This window comes from Rhizobium quercicola (assembly GCF_021168455.1).
GTDB lineage: Bacteria > Pseudomonadota > Alphaproteobacteria > Rhizobiales > Rhizobiaceae > Ferranicluibacter > Ferranicluibacter quercicola.
Genome location: NZ_JAJOZR010000014.1, coordinates 14924 through 35489 on the forward strand (window position 1 = coordinate 14924; position 20566 = coordinate 35489).

Annotated in this window: 15 protein-coding genes; 11 read left to right on the top strand and 4 right to left on the bottom strand. The window is 65.3% G+C overall.

All coding sequences use genetic code 11. The features are described from left to right. The first annotated feature begins 96 nt into the window (after positions 1–96). From LRX75_RS19375 to LRX75_RS19405, 7 genes are all read left to right on the top strand, one after another. The gene (locus tag LRX75_RS19375; RefSeq protein ID WP_231816297.1) at positions 97–975 is read left to right on the top strand and encodes a transglutaminase family protein; all 879 of its coding nucleotides are present in this window, start codon (positions 97–99) and stop codon (positions 973–975) included. Positions 976–1171: 196 nt separating this feature from the next. Beyond that, complete coding sequence (locus tag LRX75_RS19380) at positions 1172–2422, top strand: vWA domain-containing protein (RefSeq protein ID WP_231816298.1); 1251 nt, start codon at positions 1172–1174, stop codon at positions 2420–2422. Positions 2423–2741: 319 nt separating this feature from the next. Next, complete coding sequence (locus LRX75_RS19385; RefSeq protein ID WP_231816299.1) at positions 2742–5207, top strand: glycogen/starch/alpha-glucan phosphorylase; 2466 nt, start codon at positions 2742–2744, stop codon at positions 5205–5207. Next, the gene (gene glgB / locus LRX75_RS19390) at positions 5204–7405 is read left to right on the top strand and encodes a 1,4-alpha-glucan branching protein GlgB (RefSeq protein ID WP_231816300.1); all 2202 of its coding nucleotides are present in this window, start codon (positions 5204–5206) and stop codon (positions 7403–7405) included. The genes LRX75_RS19385 and glgB overlap by 4 nt, the downstream gene beginning before the upstream one ends. Before the next feature lie 106 nt (positions 7406–7511). Then, positions 7512–8771 (top strand): glucose-1-phosphate adenylyltransferase, encoded by a 1260-nt coding sequence (glgC, locus tag LRX75_RS19395; RefSeq protein WP_113150065.1) that lies wholly within the window; start codon positions 7512–7514, stop codon positions 8769–8771. A gap of 5 nt (positions 8772–8776) precedes the next feature. Next, complete coding sequence (gene glgA / locus LRX75_RS19400; RefSeq protein WP_231816301.1) at positions 8777–10216, top strand: glycogen synthase GlgA; 1440 nt, start codon at positions 8777–8779, stop codon at positions 10214–10216. Between the two features lie 3 nt (positions 10217–10219). Then, positions 10220–11848: an alpha-D-glucose phosphate-specific phosphoglucomutase gene (locus LRX75_RS19405; protein ID WP_231816384.1), complete on the top strand. Its 1629-nt coding sequence runs from the start codon at positions 10220–10222 to the stop codon at positions 11846–11848. Positions 11849–11927: 79 nt separating this feature from the next. Here the strand turns inward: LRX75_RS19405 and LRX75_RS19410 are convergent, their stop codons facing one another. Continuing rightward, a complete protein-coding gene (locus LRX75_RS19410; RefSeq protein ID WP_231816385.1) occupies positions 11928–12737 on the bottom strand; it encodes a tetratricopeptide repeat protein in 810 nt (269 codons plus the stop codon). 283 nt (positions 12738–13020) lie between these two features. Next, positions 13021–13269 carry a 30S ribosomal protein S21 gene (gene rpsU / locus LRX75_RS19415; RefSeq protein WP_062595880.1) on the bottom strand — a complete coding sequence of 83 codons (249 nt, stop codon included), beginning with the start codon at positions 13267–13269 and terminating at the stop codon, positions 13021–13023. Positions 13270–13719: 450 nt separating this feature from the next. On the opposite strand from rpsU, the gene LRX75_RS19420 reads away from it, so the two are divergent. Genes LRX75_RS19420 through LRX75_RS19435 form a run of 4 tightly spaced genes read left to right on the top strand, consistent with a single transcriptional unit; the run spans position 13720 to position 18945 of the window. After that, entirely contained in the window at positions 13720–14973 is a 1254-nt protein-coding gene (locus LRX75_RS19420) for a sarcosine oxidase subunit beta family protein (protein ID WP_132442375.1), read from the top strand. Positions 14974–15030: 57 nt separating this feature from the next. Then, positions 15031–15375: a sarcosine oxidase subunit delta gene (locus LRX75_RS19425; protein ID WP_231816302.1), complete on the top strand. Its 345-nt coding sequence runs from the start codon at positions 15031–15033 to the stop codon at positions 15373–15375. Then, the gene (locus LRX75_RS19430; protein ID WP_231816303.1) at positions 15372–18404 is read left to right on the top strand and encodes a sarcosine oxidase subunit alpha; all 3033 of its coding nucleotides are present in this window, start codon (positions 15372–15374) and stop codon (positions 18402–18404) included. The genes LRX75_RS19425 and LRX75_RS19430 overlap by 4 nt, the downstream gene beginning before the upstream one ends. Further along, positions 18397–18945, top strand: a complete 549-nt coding sequence (locus tag LRX75_RS19435) for a sarcosine oxidase subunit gamma (RefSeq protein ID WP_231816304.1) — start codon at positions 18397–18399, stop codon at positions 18943–18945. Before LRX75_RS19430 ends, LRX75_RS19435 begins: the two co-directional genes overlap by 8 nt. 28 nt (positions 18946–18973) lie before the next feature. Here the strand turns inward: LRX75_RS19435 and LRX75_RS19440 are convergent, their stop codons facing one another. Both LRX75_RS19440 and LRX75_RS19445 read right to left on the bottom strand, forming a co-directional pair. Further along, entirely contained in the window at positions 18974–20047 is a 1074-nt protein-coding gene (locus LRX75_RS19440; RefSeq protein WP_231816305.1) for a DUF2332 domain-containing protein, read from the bottom strand. Beyond that, entirely contained in the window at positions 20040–20555 is a 516-nt protein-coding gene (locus LRX75_RS19445; RefSeq protein ID WP_231816386.1) for a MaoC family dehydratase, read from the bottom strand. Before LRX75_RS19445 ends, LRX75_RS19440 begins: the two co-directional genes overlap by 8 nt. Between the last annotated feature and the right edge of the window lie 11 nt (positions 20556–20566).

A 20566-nucleotide genomic window follows, 5' to 3' on the forward strand; every position in this document is an offset into this window, starting at 1 on the left:
TTCTGATGCGTCGGAGCGTCAAACAGGGCATAGAGTCGGGACGAACGACGGCGCCCGCGGGGCGAGGGTCGGGGACGGACCAGATGCGGCGGATCCATGCTCTACGATATCAGTCTCAAGATCACCTATAGCTACGAGATCCCGGTATCCGGCGGACGCCATATGGTGCGCGTGCTGCCGCTGTCGCTGCCGTCGCGCCAGCGGCTGGTGGCGGGCACCGTCACCTGCTCCCCGGTGCCCGAGGAGCGCACCGACATGCTGGACTTCTTCCGCAATCCGGCGACGTCGATCCTCTTTCGCAAGCTTCACGACGAGCTCGTCATCCACATGAAGGCGCGGGTGCAGCTGGAGACCGCCATGCCCACGGCGGACTTCTCGCCGGATCTCGCTGCCTTTCCCGCAGAGATCGGCGCCGTCTGGTCGCTCGACCCCGGCTCGCCCCATCATTTTCTGGCACCGAGCCCGCGGCTGGCCGAGGACCCGACGATCGCGGCCTATGCCCGCGGCATCGCCAAGCCCGGAATGACCGTCCGCGAGATCGCCGGCCTGATGTGCGAGCGGATCTACAAGGACTTCACCTACGACCCGAAGGCGACGTCCGTGGACAGCACGCCGATCGAGGCCTTCCGGCTGAAGAAGGGCGTCTGCCAGGACTTCGCCCATATCATGATCGTCGCGCTGCGCGCGCTCGGCATTCCCGCCGGCTATGTCAGCGGCTTCCTGCGCACGCTGCCGCCGCCCGGCAAGGAGCGGCTGGAAGGGGCGGACGCCATGCATGCCTGGGTGCGCGTCTGGTGCGGCAAGATGCTCGGCTGGGTGGAGCTCGACCCGACCAACAACGTGCCCGCCGGCACGGACCACATCGTCGTCGGCCACGGCCGCGACTATTCCGACGTCGCGCCGGTCATCGGCGTCCTCAAGAGCTATGGCAGCCACAAGACCGACCAGGCCGTCGATGTCGTTCCGGTCGCCTGACGGCACCGTTTCTCCGTGACCTGTGCTGTTCTGCGGCACCTGTCCGCCATGCGGAACAGGATCCTGCCGCAAATCCTGCCGTGTCCGTAAAAGTTTAGCTTCTCCTGTAAGCCGTCACCAACGAAGCCCTGCTAACAATGCGGCAAGATGGGCTTCGGCGATATCGCGAAGCGGACCGTGGACGCAGGAGAGGGACATGAGGCGATTTTTCGGCATGATCGGGCGGAGCCTCGAAGACCGGGGCGGCAACATCGCGCTGATGGCGGCCGTCGTGCTTCCGGTTGTTCTCTTCGTCGCCGGCGTGGCGATCGACACCACCAACATCGTCTTTCAGAAAAATCGGCTGCAGGCCGCGGTGGACAGCGGCGCGCTGGCCGCCGCCTCGGGCCTTGCCAACAAGCACATGACCGTGGACGAGGCCCGCGAAGCCGCGCGCGACTACGTCGTCATCGCCATGCGGAACGCCACGGCCAGCCCGATACCGATCGGCTCGCCCGCCGCGTCGGAAGCCAGCGTGAAACAGGCGGCGGCCGACAAGCTGCTGATCGACAATATATCCGTCACGATCGAGCCGAAGACCCTCCAGACGGGTGCGAAGGGTTACGACATCAGCGTCAAATCCACCCTCCCCGTCGATCTCAACGCCATGACGCGCCTCGTGAGCGGCGACGGCATCAACCTGTCCGCGACCGGCAAGTCGGAAGGCGTCTCGGACACGAAGAACGCCCTGTCGATGGTGCTCGTTCTCGATCGATCCGGCTCGATGGCCTGGAAGACCGACACCAAGGACACATCCACCAACGGCTGCTACATCTACGAGGAAGCCTACTGGCCCTACTCGAAGTGGAGCACGCCCTGCTACGTCTCGAAGATCGCAACGCTGAAGAAGGCCGTGAACAGCCTTCTCACCCAGCTGAAGACGGCCGATCCCACCTCGATCTATGTGAGAACCTCCGCGATCTCCTACAACAACGCGCAGGACGCGCCCGGTGTGCTCGCCTGGGGAACGGCCGGCACAGGAACCTATGTCAACGCGCTTGCGGCGACCGGCGGAACGGACTCGAGCGACGCCTTCACCTCCGCCTACCGGGACCTGTCGGGCAACACGGAAACGAAGGCTCACGCGCAGAAGACGGGCGCAGTTCCGACCAAATACATCGTCTTCATGACGGATGGCGAGAACAACTATTACCAGAACAGAACGGGCGACAGCGAAGCGACGCGATCGGACGCGGCCACGAAGTTCTATTGCGACAAGGCCCGCGACGACGGCATCAAGGTCTTTACCGTCGCCTTCAAGGCGCCCAAGCGCGGCCAGGATCTCCTGCTGGGCTGCGCCACGGACCCGACCTACTATTTCCAGGCCGAGAAGAGCGAGGACCTCGTTTCAGCCTTCAAGGCGATCGGCAACAAGGCCAGCAACCTGATGGTCCGGCTGACGCAGTAAAACAAATGTCGGCACTCCCTCATAGAGACCCGCGCGACCCATTCGCGCGGGTTTTTCGCATGTGCAGACCCTCTGCCCCCGGCCCGCGGCCGGCAGCGCGAAGAACCGGGGAAACGGCGGCGGAGGCACGCGGATCGAACACCGAGACGAGGAAGCCCGTCACCATCGAGCACGCGCCGCCGCCCGCCGGCTTCATTTTACATCCTCTTGAAAACACTTATTGCAAGCGCTTCGTATCGGTGCATACATTGCTGGAATTCTCCGCACGCGTGCGCCTGCGGTGGTGTCGGAACAACGTTCAAGAGGGTAGCCCGGATCCATGGTCAGCCGTATCTCCAATGAGAAAATTCCGAACGCCGCGCGCCGCGAGTCGAGCGCCGAAATTCTGGCGCAGGAGATCATCGAACGCCTGACCTACCGCATCGGCAAGGACCCGAAGGTCGCCAAGCCGCATGACTGGCTGACGGCCGCGATCCTGGTCGTGCGCGACCGCATCACCGACAACTGGATGGAGTCCACCCGCAAGGCCTACACCGACAGTTCCAAGCGCGTCTACTACCTGTCGCTGGAGTTCCTGATCGGCCGCCTGATGCGCGATGCCGTCACCAATATCGGCCTGATGGACGAGCTGAAGGAGGCGCTGGCATCCTTCGGCGTCGATATCGACGTGATCGCCGAACTGGAGCCCGACGCCGCTCTCGGCAATGGTGGCCTCGGGCGGCTTGCCGCCTGTTTCATGGAAAGCATGGCGAGCGTCGATATCCCGGCCTATGGCTACGGCATCCGCTATGTGCACGGCCTCTTCCGTCAGCAGATGGCGGATGGCTGGCAGGTGGAACTGCCGGAAACCTGGCTTGCACACGGCAATCCCTGGGAGTTCGAGCGCCGCGAAAGCTCCTACGAGATCGGCTTCGGCGGCGCGGTCGAAACCGTCAATATCGACGAGGAGCTGACCCGCTACGTCTGGAAGCCGGCCGAGCGCGTCATCGCCACGGCCTGCGACACGCCGGTCGTCGGCTGGCGCGGCAAGCGCACCAACACGCTGCGCCTGTGGAGCGCGCATCCGATCGACCCCATCCTGCTCGACGCCTTCAATGCCGGCGACCACATCGGCGCGCTGCGGGAAAGCAACAAGGCCGAAGCGCTCGCCCGCGTCCTCTACCCGGCCGACGCGACGCCGGCCGGTCAGGAGCTGCGCCTGCGCCAGGAGTTCTTCTTCTCCTCCGCCTCGCTGCAGGACATCCTGCGCCGGCACCTGCAGCAGTATCCGGATTTCACCTCCCTGCCGGACAAGGTCGCCATCCAGCTGAACGACACGCATCCGGCCGTCTCCGTTGCCGAGCTGGTGCGCCTGCTGACCGACGTCCACGGCGTCGATTTCGACACCGCCTGGGATCTCGCCCGCCGCACCTTCTCCTACACCAACCATACGCTGCTGCCAGAAGCACTGGAAACCTGGCCCGTGCCGCTGTTCGAGCGGCTGCTGCCGCGGCATATGCAGATCATCTATGCGATCAACGCGAAGATCCTGCTCGAGGCGCGCAAGCTGCCGGATTACAGCGACCAGCAGGTGCGCAACATCTCGCTGATCGACGAAAGCGGCGACCGCCGCGTGCGCATGGGCAACCTCGCCTTCGTCGGCTCGCATTCGATCAACGGCGTCTCGGCGCTTCACACAGATCTCATGAAGATCACGGTGTTTGCCGACCTGCACAAGCTCTACCCCAAGCGCATCAACAACAAGACCAACGGCATCACCCCGCGCCGCTGGCTGATGCAGTGTAACCCCGAGCTGTTCGCGCTGATCCGCGAGACGATCGGCGACGACTTCATGGACGATGCAGAGGCGCTGAAGGCGCTCGACGCGCATGCCGACAACGCCGTTTTCCAGGATCGCTTCGCCGCCATCAAGCGCGACAACAAGGTGCGGCTCGCCCAGCTCGTCCAGAGCCGGATGGGCATCCGCATCGACCCGTCCGCCATGTTCGACATCCAGATCAAGCGCATTCACGAATACAAGCGCCAGCTGCTGAACATCATCGAGGCGATCTCGCTCTACGACCAGATCCGCTCGCATCCCGAGCTCGACTGGGTTCCGCGCGTCAAGCTTTTCGCCGGCAAGGCGGCGCCGAGCTATCACAATGCCAAGCTCATCATCAAGCTGGCGAACGACGTCGCCCGCGTCATCAACAACGACCCGGCGGTGCGCGGGCTGCTGAAGGTGGTGTTCATTCCGAACTACAACGTTTCGCTGGCGGAAATTATGGTGCCCGCCGCCGATCTCTCCGAGCAGATTTCAACCGCCGGCATGGAAGCGTCGGGAACCGGCAACATGAAGTTCGCGTTGAATGGTGCGCTGACCATCGGCACGCTGGACGGCGCCAATGTCGAGATGCGCGATTGCGTCGGCGAGGAGAACATCAAGATTTTCGGGATGACGGCGGAAGAAGTCTCCAACCTGCGCCAGGAGGGCCACGAACCGCGGGCCGTCATCGAGGCGTCGCGCGAGCTGTCGCAGGCACTGCAGGCGATTGCGTCCGGCGTCTTTTCCCCCGACGACCGCAACCGCTTCTCGGGCCTGATCGACGGTATCTACTCTCACGACTGGTTCATGGTCGCGGCCGACTTCGACGCCTATGCCAAGGCGCAGCGCGAAGTGGATGCCATCTGGACCGATACCAGCCAATGGTACGGCAAGACCATCCGCAACACCGCACGGATGGGCTGGTTCTCCTCCGATCGGACGATTCGGCAGTATGCCGACGAGATTTGGAGAGCCGGATGACATCCGAGCTGAAAGAGGCTTCGTCGCCGGCGCATCTGCCGGAGGACGAGGTAGCAGCATTCATCGATGGAACGCACAGCAATCCGTTTGCAAGCCTCGGACCCCATGCGGTCGGCAAGGATGTCGTCGTCCGCTGTTTTCTGCCAGGCGCGACCAGCGTCTCCGTCGAAACGCTCTCCGGCAAGGATATCGGCACCTTGGCGCTCCGCCACGAGTCGGGTTTCTTCGAGGGGACGGTCAGCCTGCGCAAGGTGCAGCCGGTCCGCTACAAGGCGGAAAATGCCGGCGGGCGCTGGACGGTCACCGATCCCTACAGCTTCGGCCCGGTTCTCGGGCCCATGGACGACTACTTCATCCGCGAGGGCTCCCACCTTCGCCTGTTCGACAAGCTCGGCGCCCATCCGGTGCGCCATGAGGGCATCGACGGCTTTCACTTCGCCGTCTGGGCGCCGAATGCGCGCCGCGTGTCGGTCGTCGGCGCCTTCAATGCGTGGGACGGGCGCCGCCACGTCATGCGGCTGCGGCTCGACACCGGCATCTGGGAAATCTTCATCCCGGATGTCCCAGCGGGAACGCCCTACAAATACGAGATCATCGGACAGGACGGCCAGCTTCAGCCGCTGAAGGCAGACCCCTTCGCCCGCCGCTCGGAACTTCGTCCCCAGACGGCCTCGGTCACCACGCCGGAAATCGCGCAGGTCTGGGAAGACGAGGCGCACCGCGCGCACTGGGCCTCCGCCGACGCGCGCCGCCAGCCGATTTCGATCTACGAGGTGCATGCCGGTTCCTGGCAGCGCGGCGACAATGGCGCGTTTCTCTCCTGGGACGAGATGGCCGCGCGGCTCATCCCCTATTGCGTCGACATGGGCTTCACCCATATCGAGTTCCTCCCCATCAGCGAGTTCCCCTACGATCCCTCCTGGGGCTACCAGACGACCGGCCTTTATGCGCCGACCGCCCGCTTCGGCGAACCGGAGGGCTTTGCCCGTTTCGTCAACGGTGCCCACAAGGTCGGCCTCGGCGTGATCCTCGACTGGGTCCCCGCGCACTTCCCCGTCGACGCCCACGGCCTGCGCAACTTCGACGGCACCGCCCTCTACGAACATGAGGACCCGCGCCAGGGCTTCCATCCCGACTGGAACACGGCGATCTACAATTTCGGCCGCGCCGAGGTCTTTGCCTATCTCGTTAACAATGCGCTCTACTGGGCCGAGAAATTCCATCTCGACGGACTGCGCGTCGATGCGGTCGCGTCGATGCTCTATCTCGACTATTCCCGCAAGCATGGCGAATGGGTTCCAAACGAGTATGGCGGCAACGAGAACCTCGATGCCGTGCGTTTCCTCCAGACGATGAACAAGGAGGTCTACGGCAGCCATCCCGGCATCCTGACCATTGCGGAGGAGAGCACCTCCTGGCCGGGCGTCTCGGCACCGGTCCACACCGGAGGCCTGGGCTTCGGGTTCAAGTGGAACATGGGCTTCATGCACGACACGCTGCAATATCTCGCGCGGGACGCCATCCACCGCAAGCATCACCACAACGACCTGACCTTCGGCCTCGTCTACGCCTTCAGCGAGAATTTTGTGCTGCCGCTCTCCCATGACGAAGTGGTGCACGGCAAGGGATCGCTCGTGGCGAAGATGCCGGGCGACGACTGGCAGAAATTCGCCAATCTTCGCGCCTATTACGGCTTCATGTGGGGGTATCCCGGCAAGAAGCTGCTGTTCATGGGCCAGGAGTTCGCCCAGTGGGCGGAATGGTCGGAAGAGCGCGGGCTTGACTGGAACCTGCTCGAATATCCCCTGCATCAGGGCATGCGCCGGCTGATCCGCGACCTCAACGGCACCTACCGCAACAAGCAGGCGCTGCATGCACGCGATTGCGAGGGCGAGGGCTTCGAGTGGCTGATTGCCGACGACAGCGACAATTCGGTCTTTGCCTGGCTGCGCAAGGCGCCCGGCCAGAAGGCCGTCGCCGTCATCTCGAACTTCACCCCCGTCTACCGCGAGGTCTACTCGATCCCCCTGCCGAGCGAGGGGCGCTGGCGCGAGATCGTCAACACCGATGCCGAGATCTACGGCGGTAGCGGCAAGGGCAATGGCGGCGTGGTGCATGCCGTGCGTACTGCATCCGGCGAGATCCGGGCGAACCTGACCTTGCCGCCGCTCGCCACGTTGATGCTGGAGCAGGACTGAAAACGAACACGGCCGGGTCTCCGGCCGGGACGACAGCATTATGCCGGTCGGCCCGTTTGAGAGGGCGGGCAGACCGGCCAAGAGACCGCAAAATCGGGAGGATACAATGGAAAAACGCATACAGCCGCTGGCCCGCGACGCCATGGCCTACGTTCTGGCCGGTGGCCGTGGAAGCCGTCTGAAGGAACTGACGGACCGTCGCGCCAAGCCCGCCGTCTACTTCGGCGGCAAGGCCCGCATCATCGATTTCGCGCTGTCGAACGCGATGAATTCGGGTATCCGCCGCATCGGCGTCGCCACGCAGTACAAGGCACACTCCCTGATCCGCCACCTGCAGAACGGCTGGAACTTCTTCAGGCCCGAGCGAAACGAGAGCTTCGACATTCTGCCCGCCTCCCAGCGCGTGTCGGAAACGCAGTGGTACGAAGGCACCGCCGACGCCGTCTACCAGAACATCGACATCATCGAGGATCATGGCGTCGAATACATGGTCATCCTGGCCGGCGACCACATCTACAAGATGGACTACGAGCTGATGCTCCAGCAGCATGTGGACAGCGGCGCCGACGTCACGATCGGCTGCCTCGAGGTCCCGCGCATGGAAGCGACGGGCTTCGGCGTCATGCATGTGGACGAGAAGGACCGCATCATCGCCTTCGTGGAGAAGCCGGCCGACCCGCCGGGCATTCCCGGCAATCCCGACATGGCGCTGGCCTCCATGGGCATCTACGTGTTCCACACGAAGTTCCTGATGGATATCCTGCGCCGCGATGCGGCCGATCCGACCTCCAGCCGCGACTTCGGCAAGGATATCATTCCCTACATCGTCCAGCACGGCAAGGCGATCGCCCACCGCTTCAACCAGTCCTGCGTGCGCTCGGACTTCGAGCGCGAGGCCTACTGGCGCGACGTCGGCACGATCGACGCCTACTGGCAGGCCAATATCGACCTGACGCATGTAACGCCCGAACTCGACATCTACGACAGCACCTGGCCGATCTGGACCTTTGCCGAGATCAAGCCGCCGGCGAAGTTCGTGCATGACGACGAGAACCGGCGCGGATCGGCCACCTCCTCGCTGGTTTCGGGCGACTGCATCATCTCCGGCGCCTCGCTCAATCGCAGCATGCTGTTCACCGGCGTCCGCGTGAATTCCTTCTCCCGACTCGATGGTGCCGTCATCCTGCCGAGCGTGAAGATCGGCCGTCATGCGCAGCTGAAGAACGTCGTCATCGACAGCCGCGTCGTCATCCCGGAAGGTCTCGTCGTCGGCGAGGATCCGGACCTCGACGCCAAGCGGTTCCGCCGTTCGGAAAACGGCATCTGCCTGATCACGCAAGCCATGATCGACAAGCTGGGACTGTGAGGACGATGAACGTCCTTTCGGTCGCCTCCGAAGTCTTTCCGCTGATCAAGACCGGCGGCCTGGCCGACGTCGCGGGCGCCCTGCCCGCGGCGCTCAAACCGCATGGCATCCGCATGCGCACGCTGGTGCCCGGCTATCCCGCCGTCATGGAAAAGATCGGGGCTACGACGCGGCTCGGTGGTTTCGAGACGCTGTTCGGCCATCCCGCTGCGATCCTGGCGGCCGAGCATGACGGTCTCGACCTCCTGGTGCTCGACGCCCCCACGCTGTTCAACCGGCCGGGCGGACCCTATCTCGACCCGCAAGGCCTCGACCACTCGGACAATTTCCGCCGTTTCGCGGCCCTGTCGCTGGCGGCGGCCGAGATCGCGCGCGGGATCCTGCCCGACTGGACGCCGGACCTCGTCCACTGCCATGACTGGCAGGCCGCACTCGCCCCCGTCTACATGCAGCATGGCGGTGCCGCCCATGTGCCGACCGTGCTGACCATCCACAACATCGCCTTCCGCGGCCAGTTTTCGGCCAGCACCTTTCCGGAACTCGCGCTGCCCTGGGGCGCGTTCTCGGTGCAGGGCGTCGAGTATTACGGCGACGTCTCCTTCCTCAAGGGCGGCCTGATGGCGGCAACGGCGATTACCACCGTCAGCCCCTCCTATGCGCAGGAAATCCTGACGCCCGAATTCGGCATGGGCCTGCAGGGCGTTCTGGCCGCCCGCATCGCCGACCTCCACGGCATCGTCAACGGCATCGACACCGATGTCTGGAACCCGCAAGCCGATCCGCACATCGCCTCGCCCTATGCCGCCGCCAGCCTGAAGAAGCGAGCGGCCAACCGCGACGCCCTGCGCGAGCGCTTCGGCCTGGTTGCGACCGACGGTCCACTCTTCTGCGTCGTCAGCCGCCTCACGGACCAGAAGGGCATGGACGTGCTGGCCGGCGTCATCGATATGATCGTCGAGAACGGCGGCACGCTCGCCGTGCTGGGCTCCGGCGATCCGGCGCTCGAAGCCGCGTTCCGAACCGCAGCCGCCATGCATCCCGGTCGCGTGGGCCTCGTCGTCGGCTACGACGAGCCGCTGTCGCACCTCATGCAGGCAGGCGCCGATGCCATCCTCGTGCCGTCGCGCTTCGAGCCCTGCGGCCTGACCCAGCTTTACGGCCTGCGCTATGGCTGCGTGCCGGTCGTCGCTCGCACCGGCGGTCTTGCCGATACGATCATCGACGCCAACGAGGCGGCGGTCGCGGCGAACGTCGCCACCGGCGTCCTGTTCTCCCCCGTCTCCGAGGAAAGCCTGCGGCTGGCACTCCGCCGCGTCTTTTCCCTGTGGCGCCAGCCGAAAATCTGGGCGCGCCTGCAGGCGCGCGGTATGAAATCCGATGTCTCCTGGGATATGAGTGCCACGCGCTATGCCGCGCTTTATGCCGGTCTTCTTGCGAAAGGTTGAATGATGACGAAAACCGTAAATACGACCCCCTATACCGACCAGAAACCCGGAACGTCGGGACTTCGCAAGAAGGTGCCGGTCTTCCAGCAGCCGAACTATGCCGAGAACTTCATCCAGTCGATCTTCGACAGCCTCGAAGGCTTCGCGGGCAAGACGCTGGTCATCGGCGGCGACGGCCGGTTCTACAACCGCGAGGTCATCCAGATCGCCATCAAGATGTCGGCGGCGAACGGCTTCGGCCGCGTCCTCGTCGGCCGCGGCGGCATCCTGTCGACGCCGGCCGCCTCCCACGTCATCCGCAAGTACGAAGCCTTCGGCGGCATCGTTCTTTCGGCCAGCCACAATCCCGGCGGCCCGACGGAAGACTTCGGCATCAAGTACAATATCGGCAATGGCGGCCCGGCACCCGAAAAGGTGACCGACGCGATCTATGCCCACACCAAGACGATCGAGACCTACAAGATCGCCGATGTCGCCGACATCAATCTCGACGCCGAGGGCGAGCAGGAGGTCGCGGGCATGACCGTACAGGTCATCAACCCCGTCTCCGACTATGCCGAATTGATGGAAACCCTGTTCGATTTCCCGGCGATCCGCAGCCACCTCGCCGGCGGCTTCCGCATTGTCTTCGACGCCATGAGCGCGGTCACCGGTCCCTATGCCAAGGAGATCCTCGAAAACCGTCTCGGTGCCGCCAAGGGTTCCGTGCTGAACTTCGTGCCCCTGCCCGACTTCGGCGGCCACCACCCGGATCCGAACCTCGTCCATGCCCGCGCCCTCTACGAGGAGATGATGGGCGACGACGCGCCCGATTTCGGTGCGGCCTCCGATGGCGACGGCGACCGGAACTTGATCATCGGCAAGGGTATCTTCGTGACGCCCTCCGACAGCCTGGCCATGCTCGCCGCAAACGCGACGCTCGCGCCCGGCTATGCCAAGGGCCTCGCCGGCATCGCCCGCTCCATGCCCACATCGGGTGCGGCCGACCGCGTCGCCGAAAAGCTCGGCATCGGCATCTACGAGACGCCGACCGGCTGGAAGTTCTTCGGCAACCTGCTCGATGCCGGCCTGGCGACCATCTGCGGCGAGGAAAGTGCGGGCACCGGCTCCAGCCACGTCCGCGAGAAGGACGGTCTCTGGGCCGTGCTGCTCTGGCTCAACATCCTTGCCGTTCGCAAGGAAAGCGTCGTTGATATCGCGCGCGAGCACTGGACGACCTATGGCCGCAACTACTACTCGCGCCATGATTACGAAGAGGTGGATTCCGCTGCTGCCAACGGCCTGATGGATGCGCTTCGCAGCCAGCTCGCCACTCTGCCCGGCCGCAAGCTCGGCGATCTCACGATCGAGACGGCGGACGACTTCTCCTATCACGATCCGGTCGACCACTCCGTCAGCAACAATCAGGGCATCCGCATCCTTTTCGAAGGCGGCTCCCGCGTGGTCTTCCGCCTGTCGGGCACCGGCACGTCCGGCGCGACGCTGCGCGTCTATATCGAGCGCTTCGAGCCCGATGCGGCAAAGCACGACGTCGATACCCAGGTCGCCCTGGCCGACCTGATCGAGGCCGCCGATACGCTGGCCGGCATCAAGGAGCGGACCGGCCGCACGGAGCCGACGGTCATCACCTGACCCCTCGCCCGTCAGTCCATCCAGAAACGAAAAACGCCGCTTCGAAGCGGCGTTTTTTATGGGATGCGATCGGAACGCCTCAGGATGCGGCTTTGACGCGGGCGAGGCCGGCCCGGGCGGGCTCGTATTTCGGATCGAGCTGAAGGGCATGGCCGTACGAGCGCTGCGCCTTCGCCTTTTCGCCGCGCCGCTCATAGACCAGCGCCTGGTTGGCCCAGGATTCCGCGATCTTGCCGTTGAGGTTGATGGCCGTGTTGAAGTCGGCGAATGCATTGTCGTCGTCGTTCTGGGCGACATAAGAGATGCCGCGGCCGTTATAGGGCTCGGGCGAGCTCGGCGACAGCGAGATGGCCGTCGAGAAATCCTCGATCGCCTGCCCATGCTGGTTGCGCGCCTGATAGATCAGGCCGCGATTGTGATAGGCGCGCGGATCGGTCGTGTCGTTCTCGATCGCCTTGTTGAAGTCGGCAAAGGCCTGATCCAGCCGGCCGCTCTGGCGGTAGAGATTGCCGCGGCCGATATAGGCGACGTCGTAGCGCGGATTGAGCTGCAGCGCCGAATTGTAGTCGGCAAGCGCTTCCGCGAGATCGCCCATGTTGCGCTCGACCAGGGCCCGGTTGGCATAGGCCTGGTAGAACCGCGGATTGAGCTCGATCGCCTTGTTGAAATCCGCGACCGCACGGCGGAACTCGCCGGCGCGGCCATAGGCCGAGCCACGCACGTTATAGCCTTCGGGATCGCTCGGATTGCTGTTGATGACGCCCGACAGCGAAGCGATGTTCTGCTCCGAACCCTGCGCCCGCTCGACCTGCAGCGTGCTGTCGTTGGAGGGATCGGTCTGGCAGGCCGTCAAAAGCAGGGCCGCGCCGAGGGCGGAAAGGATGCCCAGCCGGCTGGAGCGCTGCGTGCCTGTGCGGGATGCGTCCCGGCCGGCAAAACCCTCTGTCGTCACAGTCGATGTCAAGATCGATCCCTCAAATCAAGAATGCCTCAGGCACGTCGCAGGTCCGCAGTCTCGCCCCGGCTGCAACGGTAACGCCGGAGCAGGCGGTTCGTTCACGCAAGTGCCGCATCCACGGCAGAGACGCGACGGCCACCGGATACGTCTAACGCAAAAAAGGCGGCGGCGCATGCATCGCCTCCGCCGTTACCAGTCTCGGAGCAAGCGCCAATCAGCGTGCCTTGGCCGCAAACTTGGCGGCAGACTTCGGCATGGGCAGCAGGCCTTCGCGCTGGGCCTGCTTGCGGGCCAGCTTGCGAACGCGGCTGATGCCTTCGGCCTTTTCGCGCGCGCGGCGCTGCGACGGCTTCTCGTAAGCCTCGCGGGCGCGCATTTCGCGGAAGACGCCTTCGCGCTGCAGCTTCTTCTTCAGCGCGCGAAGCGCCTGGTCAACATTGTTGTCGCGAACGAGTACCTGCACGTGTTTACCATTCCTTGATATCGAGCCGAGACACGCTCAGGCTTCTGTGTATGGGCCGAACCCGAGGCTGCCTATGAGGCACCGCCGGACGGCATGGTTCGTTGATCGCGAGGGCTCGAGCCCTGCGAGGATGGGCGGCAAGTAGCAGATGAATGCCACAAAGTCCACCCGCGGCCGACAATGACGCGGTTTCAAGCTATCTGGCGCTGGAAAACCACATCTCAAGAGGCCGTCCTGCCTCACTCGTGCCACGCCGGGCGCATACGCGCCTGTCAAGGGGCAAGCATTCGCCGCTGTCGCGCACCATGCCGATCGAACTCCGCGGTCCTGCCATTTTCGCAGTGTCGAAAGTGAAGGCCCGCCACGTCGCAAAATGGACGTTGCGACGCGTCCCGATTTGCGATGTGTTGGACAGACGGATCGGGGCATCCCGGACAGGAGATGAGGCGAATGCGCAAATATTCGGTTTTTGCCGTGGCACGCGAAGCCATGCGGGCGCACAAGGGCTGGGAAGCGCAGTGGGTCTCTCCCGAGCCGCGCGCGTCGTATGACGCGATCATCATCGGCGGCGGCGGCCATGGCCTGGGGGCCGCCTACTACCTCGCAAAAGAGCACGGCATCACCAATGTCGCGGTGCTCGAAAAAGGCTGGCTCGGCGGCGGCAATACGGGCCGCAACACCACCATCATCCGGTCCAACTATCTCTACGACGAGAGCATGGACATCTACGAGCACTCGCTGAAGCTCTGGGAAAACCTGTCGCAGGACCTGAACTACAACGTTATGTATTCCCCGCGCGGCGTGATGATGCTGTCGCACGGCATCCACGACCAGCAGGTGTTCAAGCGGCATATCCATGCCAACCGTCTCTACGGCATCGACAACGAGTGGCTGTCGCCCGAGCAGGCGAAGGATTTCTGTCCGCCGCTCGATATCTCCGCCTCCGCCCGCTTTCCCATCAACGGCGCCGCCCTGCAGCGCCGTGGCGGCACGGCGCGCCACGATGCCGTTGCCTGGGGCTATGCGCGTGCCGCCTCCGACCGCGGCGTGCATATCATCCAGAACTGCGAAGTCACCGGCATCCGCCGCGGCCCGGATGGGGCCGTGACGGGTGTCGATACCAACCGCGGCTTCATCGGCGCGAAGAAAATCGGCGTCTCAGCCTCGGGCCACAACTCCGTGATCATGGCCATGGCCGGCGTTCGCGTGCCGCTGCATTCCGTGCCGCTGCAGGCGCTGGTGTCCGAGCCGCTGAAGCCGATCTTCCCCTGCGTCGTCATGTCGAACACGGTGCATGCCTATATCTCGCAGTCCGACAAGGGCGAGCTTGTCATCGGCGCCGGCACGGACCAGTACAACTCCTACTCCCAGACCGGCGGCCTGCAGATCATCACCCATACGCTGGATGCGATCTGCGAACTGTTTCCGATCTTCCGCCGCGTCAAGATGATGCGCCAGTGGGGCGGGATCACCGACAACACGCCGGACCGCTCGGCCATCCAGGGTGTCACGCCCGTGCCGAACCTCTTCGTGAACTGTGGCTGGGGCACGGGCGGCTTCAAGGCGACGCCGGGCTCGGCCAACCTGTTCGCCCACCTCATCGCCAAAGGCGAGCCGCACCGGCTGGCGGCAGGCCTGACGCTCGACCGCTTCCGCACCGGACGGCTGATCGACGAGGCGGCAGCCGCGGCCGTGGCGCACTGACATGACGGCCCCGGCCCGCCGCTTTCGCCTGTCCTTTCCCGCATCAGGAACACGCCCATGCTTTTGATCCACTGCCCCTACTGCGAGGAAGAGCGCTCCGAACTCGAGTTCCGCGCCGCCGGCGACGCCCACATCGCCCGGCCGGAGAACATCGCAGCGATTTCCGATGAGGCCTTCGAGGAATATTTCTTCCTGCGGGACAACCCAAAGGGCCTGATCTTCGAGCGCTGGCGGCATATCTCCGGCTGCGGCCGGTTCTTCAACGCGGCGCGTGACACGGTCAGCGACCGGTTCCTGAAGACCTACAAGGCGGGCGAGCCGAAGCCGTCCCTGCCGATCGCCGCCATGACCGACGAGACCGTCGTCGAAACCTACGAAGCCACGGAAGGACGCGCGGAATGAGCGGCGCCAAGCGGACTGTAAACGCCGACAGCAGGGGCGGAGCGAACCGCATTCCCGGCAAGGGTCGCCTGACGCCGGCGAAAACCGCGCGCTTCACCTTCGACGGCCGCACCTATCAGGGCTTGCAGGGCGACACCGTCGCCTCGGCGCTGATCGCCAACGGCGTCCATCTCGTCGGCCGCTCGTTCAAGTACCACCGCCCGCGCGGCATCGTCGCGGCCGGCCCGGAAGAGCCGAATGCGCTGATCGACGTGATGCGCGACAATGCCCGCCGCCAGCCGAACGTTCGCGCGACCGTGCAGGAGGTCTTCGACGGCATGACCGTCGCATCGCAGAACCGCTACCCGTCGCTCAGCTTCGACGTCGGCGGCATCAACAACATCCTCGCGCCGTTCTTTGCCGCCGGCTTCTACTACAAGACCTTCATGTGGCCGAAACAGGCCTGGAAGAGCGTCTACGAGCCCCGCATCCGCGCCGCAGCCGGCCTCGGCGTGTCGCCGACAGAAGACGACACCGACGAATATGCCAGCCGCTACGCCCATTGCGACGTGCTGGTCATGGGCGCCGGCGTCGCCGGCCTGACCGCAGCGCTCGCCGCCGCCGCCGCTGGCGCGCGCGTCATCCTGTGCGACGAGCAGCCGGAGGTCGGCGGGGCGCTGCATTATGATGCCGGCGTAACGATCGATGGCCAGGATGGCTATGCCTGGGCGCAGGATGCCGCCCGCCGGCTCGCCGCCATGGACAATGTCACCCTGCTCACCCGCACGACCGCCTTCGGCTATTACGCGCAGAACTTCGTGGCACTGGCGGAGCGCGTCACCGATCACGTGTCCCGCCCGGCCCGCTCCGCCCCGCGCGAACGGCTCTGGCAGGTGCGCGCCAAGCGCGTCGTCATCGCCACCGGCGCCATCGAGCGGCATATGGTGTTTGCCAACAACGACCGCCCCGGCATCATGCTGGCTTCGGCCGCCCGCACCTATCTCAACCATTTCGGCGTCGCCGTCGGCCGCAAGGTCGGCGTCTACACCGCGCATGACGGCGCCTACGAGGCCGCCTTCGACCTCCACCGCGCCGGCATCGCGATCCCGGCCATCGTCGATAGCCGCGAACAGCCGGGCGCAGAGGTGTTGGCAGAGGCGCAGGCCCTTGGCATCGAGGTCCTCACCGGCCATGCCGTGACCGACACCAAGGGCAAGCTGCGCGTCTCCGCCATCTCCGTCCGCCGCGTCAGCGGCGGCAGCAGCGTCCGCTCCATCGTGGTGGACGCGCTCATCACCTCCTCCGGCTGGACGCCGTCGGTGCATATGTTCTCGCAGTCGCGCGGCAAGGTGGCCTTCGATGCGGAAACGCAGCGCTTTCTGCCGGGCATCTACGCGCAGGATTGCGTTTCCGTCGGCGCCTGCAACGGCACCACCGACATTGCCGCGACCCTTGCGGAAGCTGTCGACGGTGGCGAACGTGCCGCGCAGGCGGCCGGCTTCTCCGGCAGCGCACGCCTTGAACTCTCCGGCACGCAGGCCTTCGCCTGGACGGGCGGCATGGCGGGCGCCGCCTACGGCGCCGGACCCGAGGACGACGTGAAGGCCTTCATCGATTTCCAGAACGACGTCTGCGCCAAAGATATCCGGCTTGCGGTGCGCGAAGGCATGCACTCGATCGAACACATCAAGCGCTTCACCACCAACGGCATGGCGACCGATCAGGGCAAGCTGTCCAACATTCACGGTCTCGCCATCGCGGCGGAAACGCTCGGCCGCGGCATTCCCGAAGTCGGCCTCACCACCTTCCGCGCGCCCTACACGCCCGTCACCTTCGGCACGCTGATCGGCCATTCCCGCGGCGACCTGTTCGACCCCACCCGCAAGACGGCGATGCACGAGGCCGAAGAGGCCATGGGCGCGGCCTTCGAGGATGTGGGCCAGTGGAAGCGCGCCTGGTACTATCCCCGCCCCGGCGAGGACATGCACGCCGCCGTCAACCGCGAGTGCCGCACGGTGCGCGAGACGGTCGGCATGTTCGATGCGTCGACGCTCGGCAAGATCGAGGTGGTCGGCCCGGATGCGGCCGCCTTCCTCAACCTCATCTACACCAACAGCTGGGACACGCTGAAGCCGGGCCGCTGCCGCTACGGCATCATGCTGCGCGAAGACGGCTTTATCTATGACGACGGCGTCGTCGGCCGCATGTCGGACGATCGCTTCCACGTGACCACCACGACGGGCGGTGCCGCCCGCGTCATGCATCACATGGAAGACTATCTCCAGACGGAATTCCCGCATCTGAACGTCTGGCTGACCTCGGCCACCGAGCAGTGGGCCGTTATCGCCCTGCAGGGCCCGAAGGCGCGCGAGATCATCGCGCCGCTGGTTGAGGGCATCGACCTCTCCAACGAAGCCTTCCCGCATATGAGCGTGGCCGAGGGCCGGATCTGCGGCGTGCCGACACGGCTCTTCCGCATGTCGTTTACCGGCGAGCTCGGCTTCGAGGTCAACGTCCCCGCCGATTTCGGCCCGGATGTCTGGGACGCGATCCGTGACCGCGTCGAAGCCATCGACGGCTGCGCCTATGGCACGGAGACCATGCATGTCCTGCGCGCCGAAAAGGGCTACATCATCGTCGGGCAGGATACGGACGGCACGCTCACGCCGGACGATGCGAGCCTCTCCTGGGCGGTCGGCAAGAAGAAGACCGACTTCGTCGGCATTCGCGGCATGAAGCGCCCCGACCTCGTGCGCGAAGGCCGCAAGCAGCTCGTCGGCCTGCTGACAAAGGATCCGAACGTCGTGCTGGAGGAAGGCGCGCAGATCGTCGCCGACCCCAACCAGCCAAAGCCCATGACCATGCTCGGCCATGTCACCTCGGCCTACTGGTCGGAAAATTGCGGGCGCTCCATCGCCATGGCGGTGGTGGCGGGCGGCAAGGCGCGGCTCGGCCAGACCCTTTACGTGCCGATGGCCGACCGGACGATCGCCGTCGAGGTGAGCGACATGGTGTTCTTTGACAAGGAAGGTGGCCGCATCCATGGCTGATCTCGCGACACGCACCCTGCCGCTTCGCGGCTTCCATGGCGGCTCCGCCGCCGTCCGCCTGACACCGGCCGCACCCGCCAGCCGCCTGTCGCTGCGCGCCAAGCCGGATGCCGTCGAGGCCCTCTCCACCGCGCTCGGCCTGTCCCTGCCGACGCGCCCGAAGGCTTCCGTCACGAGCGGCACCCGCCACGCCCTCTGGCTCGGGCCGGACGAATGGCTGGTGATCGACGAGACGGAGACGGATCTCGGAAGCCTTGCCGCCGCAGCCGGCGTCCTGCATTCGGCAACCGACATCTCCCATCGCAACACCGCCGTCCTCGTGGAAGGACCGGGTGCCGCAGCCGCCATCAATGCCGGCTGTCCGCAGGACCTGTCGCTGAAAACCTTCCCCGTCGGCGCCTGCTCGCGCACCGTCTTCGGCAAGGCCGAGATCGTGCTCTACCGCACCGGCGAAACCACGTTCCGCGTCGAGTGCTGGCGCTCGTTCGCCCCTTACGTCTCGGGTTTGCTGGCGGCCGGTGCGCAGGACGCCGGTCACTGAGACGAACGCCGACAAGAGCAAGCCGGCGTCAGGAAAGGCCAGGCCAGCCGCGCCAATCGACGGAGCGCCCGTGAAAGTCTGCGCGGCCGATCTCATGCCGCTCGCCGGTCGGCCACATCTGGAGAGTGAGGGCGGCGCCCGGCGCCTGTCCGTCGCCTTCGAGCGACAGCCGCGCAAGCGGTGCCGCTTCGGTCGCCGCGCGACCGGCTTCCTCGATCAGCGCATCGCCTCGCTCGCGGGCGGCTGAGGGCAGATACTGCCAGGCAATCGTGTGGACGATCACATGCACGCAGCCCGGGCGGATGACGGCAAGCCGACGCTCCAACCAATCCACGGCATCCGCCGCCTCGACCTTCAGCCCGGACAGAGCCGCAAGATGCAGCGCGGCCCGGGTCCGTTCGATCCGATCGGCCTGATCCGCCCAGAGATAGGACAAAAGCCGCTGCGCATCATCGGGATGTGCGGGATCGACGGGCCGGAGATCGCAGCCAGCCCGCTCCCGAAGGATCAGGGACGCATCGGGTGGGCGCCCGCCTGTCCATGCCGGCGCGAGCAGCACCGGCGATTCCGGATCACCCCAGGCAAAGTCTCCGAGACGATAGGCATAACGATCCCAGAGCAGATTGAGCCCCGCGCTCGCCCCGACTTCCGAGAGGCAGAGCGGCATGGCAAACCGTTTGGCAAGGGTGAGGAATCCCGGCAGCAGCGCTGCCGATCGTCGCACCTCGTTCGTTTGCGGCGGGGACGCCAGGCGTTCAAGGATGGCCTCGGCATGGTCGCGACAGGCGCGCTCAACCGCAATCCAAAGGCCGTCTGGATCCGTCGCGTGCGGCGGATAGACCTGCGAAAGGGCAGAATCGGCACCGTCGAGGACGAGCGCATGCAGGGACCCGGCAAACCGCAGCGGCACAGAGTCGGCGGACGACGACGGATCACCGGTCCAGCCGAGAAGATGCCGCCCGACAGGCTGCGCGGCCGTCAGGCGCTCGGCCGCGAGATCGCACAGCATCGCAACGAAGGGCGAGCCCAGAGCAGCGCAGCTTTTTGCCTGCGAACGGAACGCCGCGCGGACGGCCGCATCGCGGGCTGCGGCCTCAGGCATCGTCGGGCCGGTCCTTAGGGTCGAACTGGATGATCGTCAGCCAGGTCGCCGTCAGCGCCGGCTTGGCTTCATGCTCCACCTCGACGGAGACCTCATAGGTGACGACGAGCATGCCGGCGCCACGGAACCGGGCTTCCGTGAGCGTGAAGTGGCCGCGAACCCGCGCGCCGGCATGGACGGGCGCCAGAAAGCGGACCTTGTCGAAGCCGTAATTGATCGCCATCGTCTGCTCGCGCACGGCCGGCAGGCAATTGTAGTTCATGGCCGAGAGAAGCGAGAGCGACAGGAACCCGTGCGCGATCGTGCCGCCATAGGGCGTCTCGGCTGCCGCGCGCACCGGATCGGTGTGGATGAACTGGTGATCCTGCGTCGCATCGGCGAAGCGGTCGATCATATCCTGGGAAACCGTGATCCAGTCGGAGATCCCGACCTCCTGACCGACGAGGTTCTTGACCTCCCCGAGCGCGATCTCCCTGACGCTGGCCCTCTTCGTCCCGTTCGCATCCATATCGATCATTC

Excerpts from the sequence above, each read along its gene's own strand:
- LRX75_RS19375 (WP_231816297.1), top strand. The coding sequence starts at position 97 with ATGCTCTACGATATCAGTCTCAAGATCACCTATAGCTACGAGATCCCG.
- LRX75_RS19380 (WP_231816298.1), top strand. The coding sequence starts at position 1,172 with ATGAGGCGATTTTTCGGCATGATCGGGCGGAGCCTCGAAGACCGGGGC.
- LRX75_RS19385 (WP_231816299.1), top strand. The coding sequence starts at position 2,742 with ATGGTCAGCCGTATCTCCAATGAGAAAATTCCGAACGCCGCGCGCCGC.
- glgB (WP_231816300.1), top strand. The coding sequence starts at position 5,204 with ATGACATCCGAGCTGAAAGAGGCTTCGTCGCCGGCGCATCTGCCGGAG.
- glgC (WP_113150065.1), top strand. The coding sequence starts at position 7,512 with ATGGAAAAACGCATACAGCCGCTGGCCCGCGACGCCATGGCCTACGTT.
- glgA (WP_231816301.1), top strand. The coding sequence starts at position 8,777 with ATGAACGTCCTTTCGGTCGCCTCCGAAGTCTTTCCGCTGATCAAGACC.
- LRX75_RS19405 (WP_231816384.1), top strand. The coding sequence starts at position 10,220 with ATGACGAAAACCGTAAATACGACCCCCTATACCGACCAGAAACCCGGA.
- LRX75_RS19420 (WP_132442375.1), top strand. The coding sequence starts at position 13,720 with ATGCGCAAATATTCGGTTTTTGCCGTGGCACGCGAAGCCATGCGGGCG.
- LRX75_RS19425 (WP_231816302.1), top strand. The coding sequence starts at position 15,031 with ATGCTTTTGATCCACTGCCCCTACTGCGAGGAAGAGCGCTCCGAACTC.
- LRX75_RS19430 (WP_231816303.1), top strand. The coding sequence starts at position 15,372 with ATGAGCGGCGCCAAGCGGACTGTAAACGCCGACAGCAGGGGCGGAGCG.
- LRX75_RS19435 (WP_231816304.1), top strand. The coding sequence starts at position 18,397 with ATGGCTGATCTCGCGACACGCACCCTGCCGCTTCGCGGCTTCCATGGC.
- LRX75_RS19440 (WP_231816305.1), bottom strand. The coding sequence starts at position 20,047 with ATGCCTGAGGCCGCAGCCCGCGATGCGGCCGTCCGCGCGGCGTTCCGT.
- LRX75_RS19445 (WP_231816386.1), bottom strand. The coding sequence starts at position 20,555 with ATGGATGCGAACGGGACGAAGAGGGCCAGCGTCAGGGAGATCGCGCTC.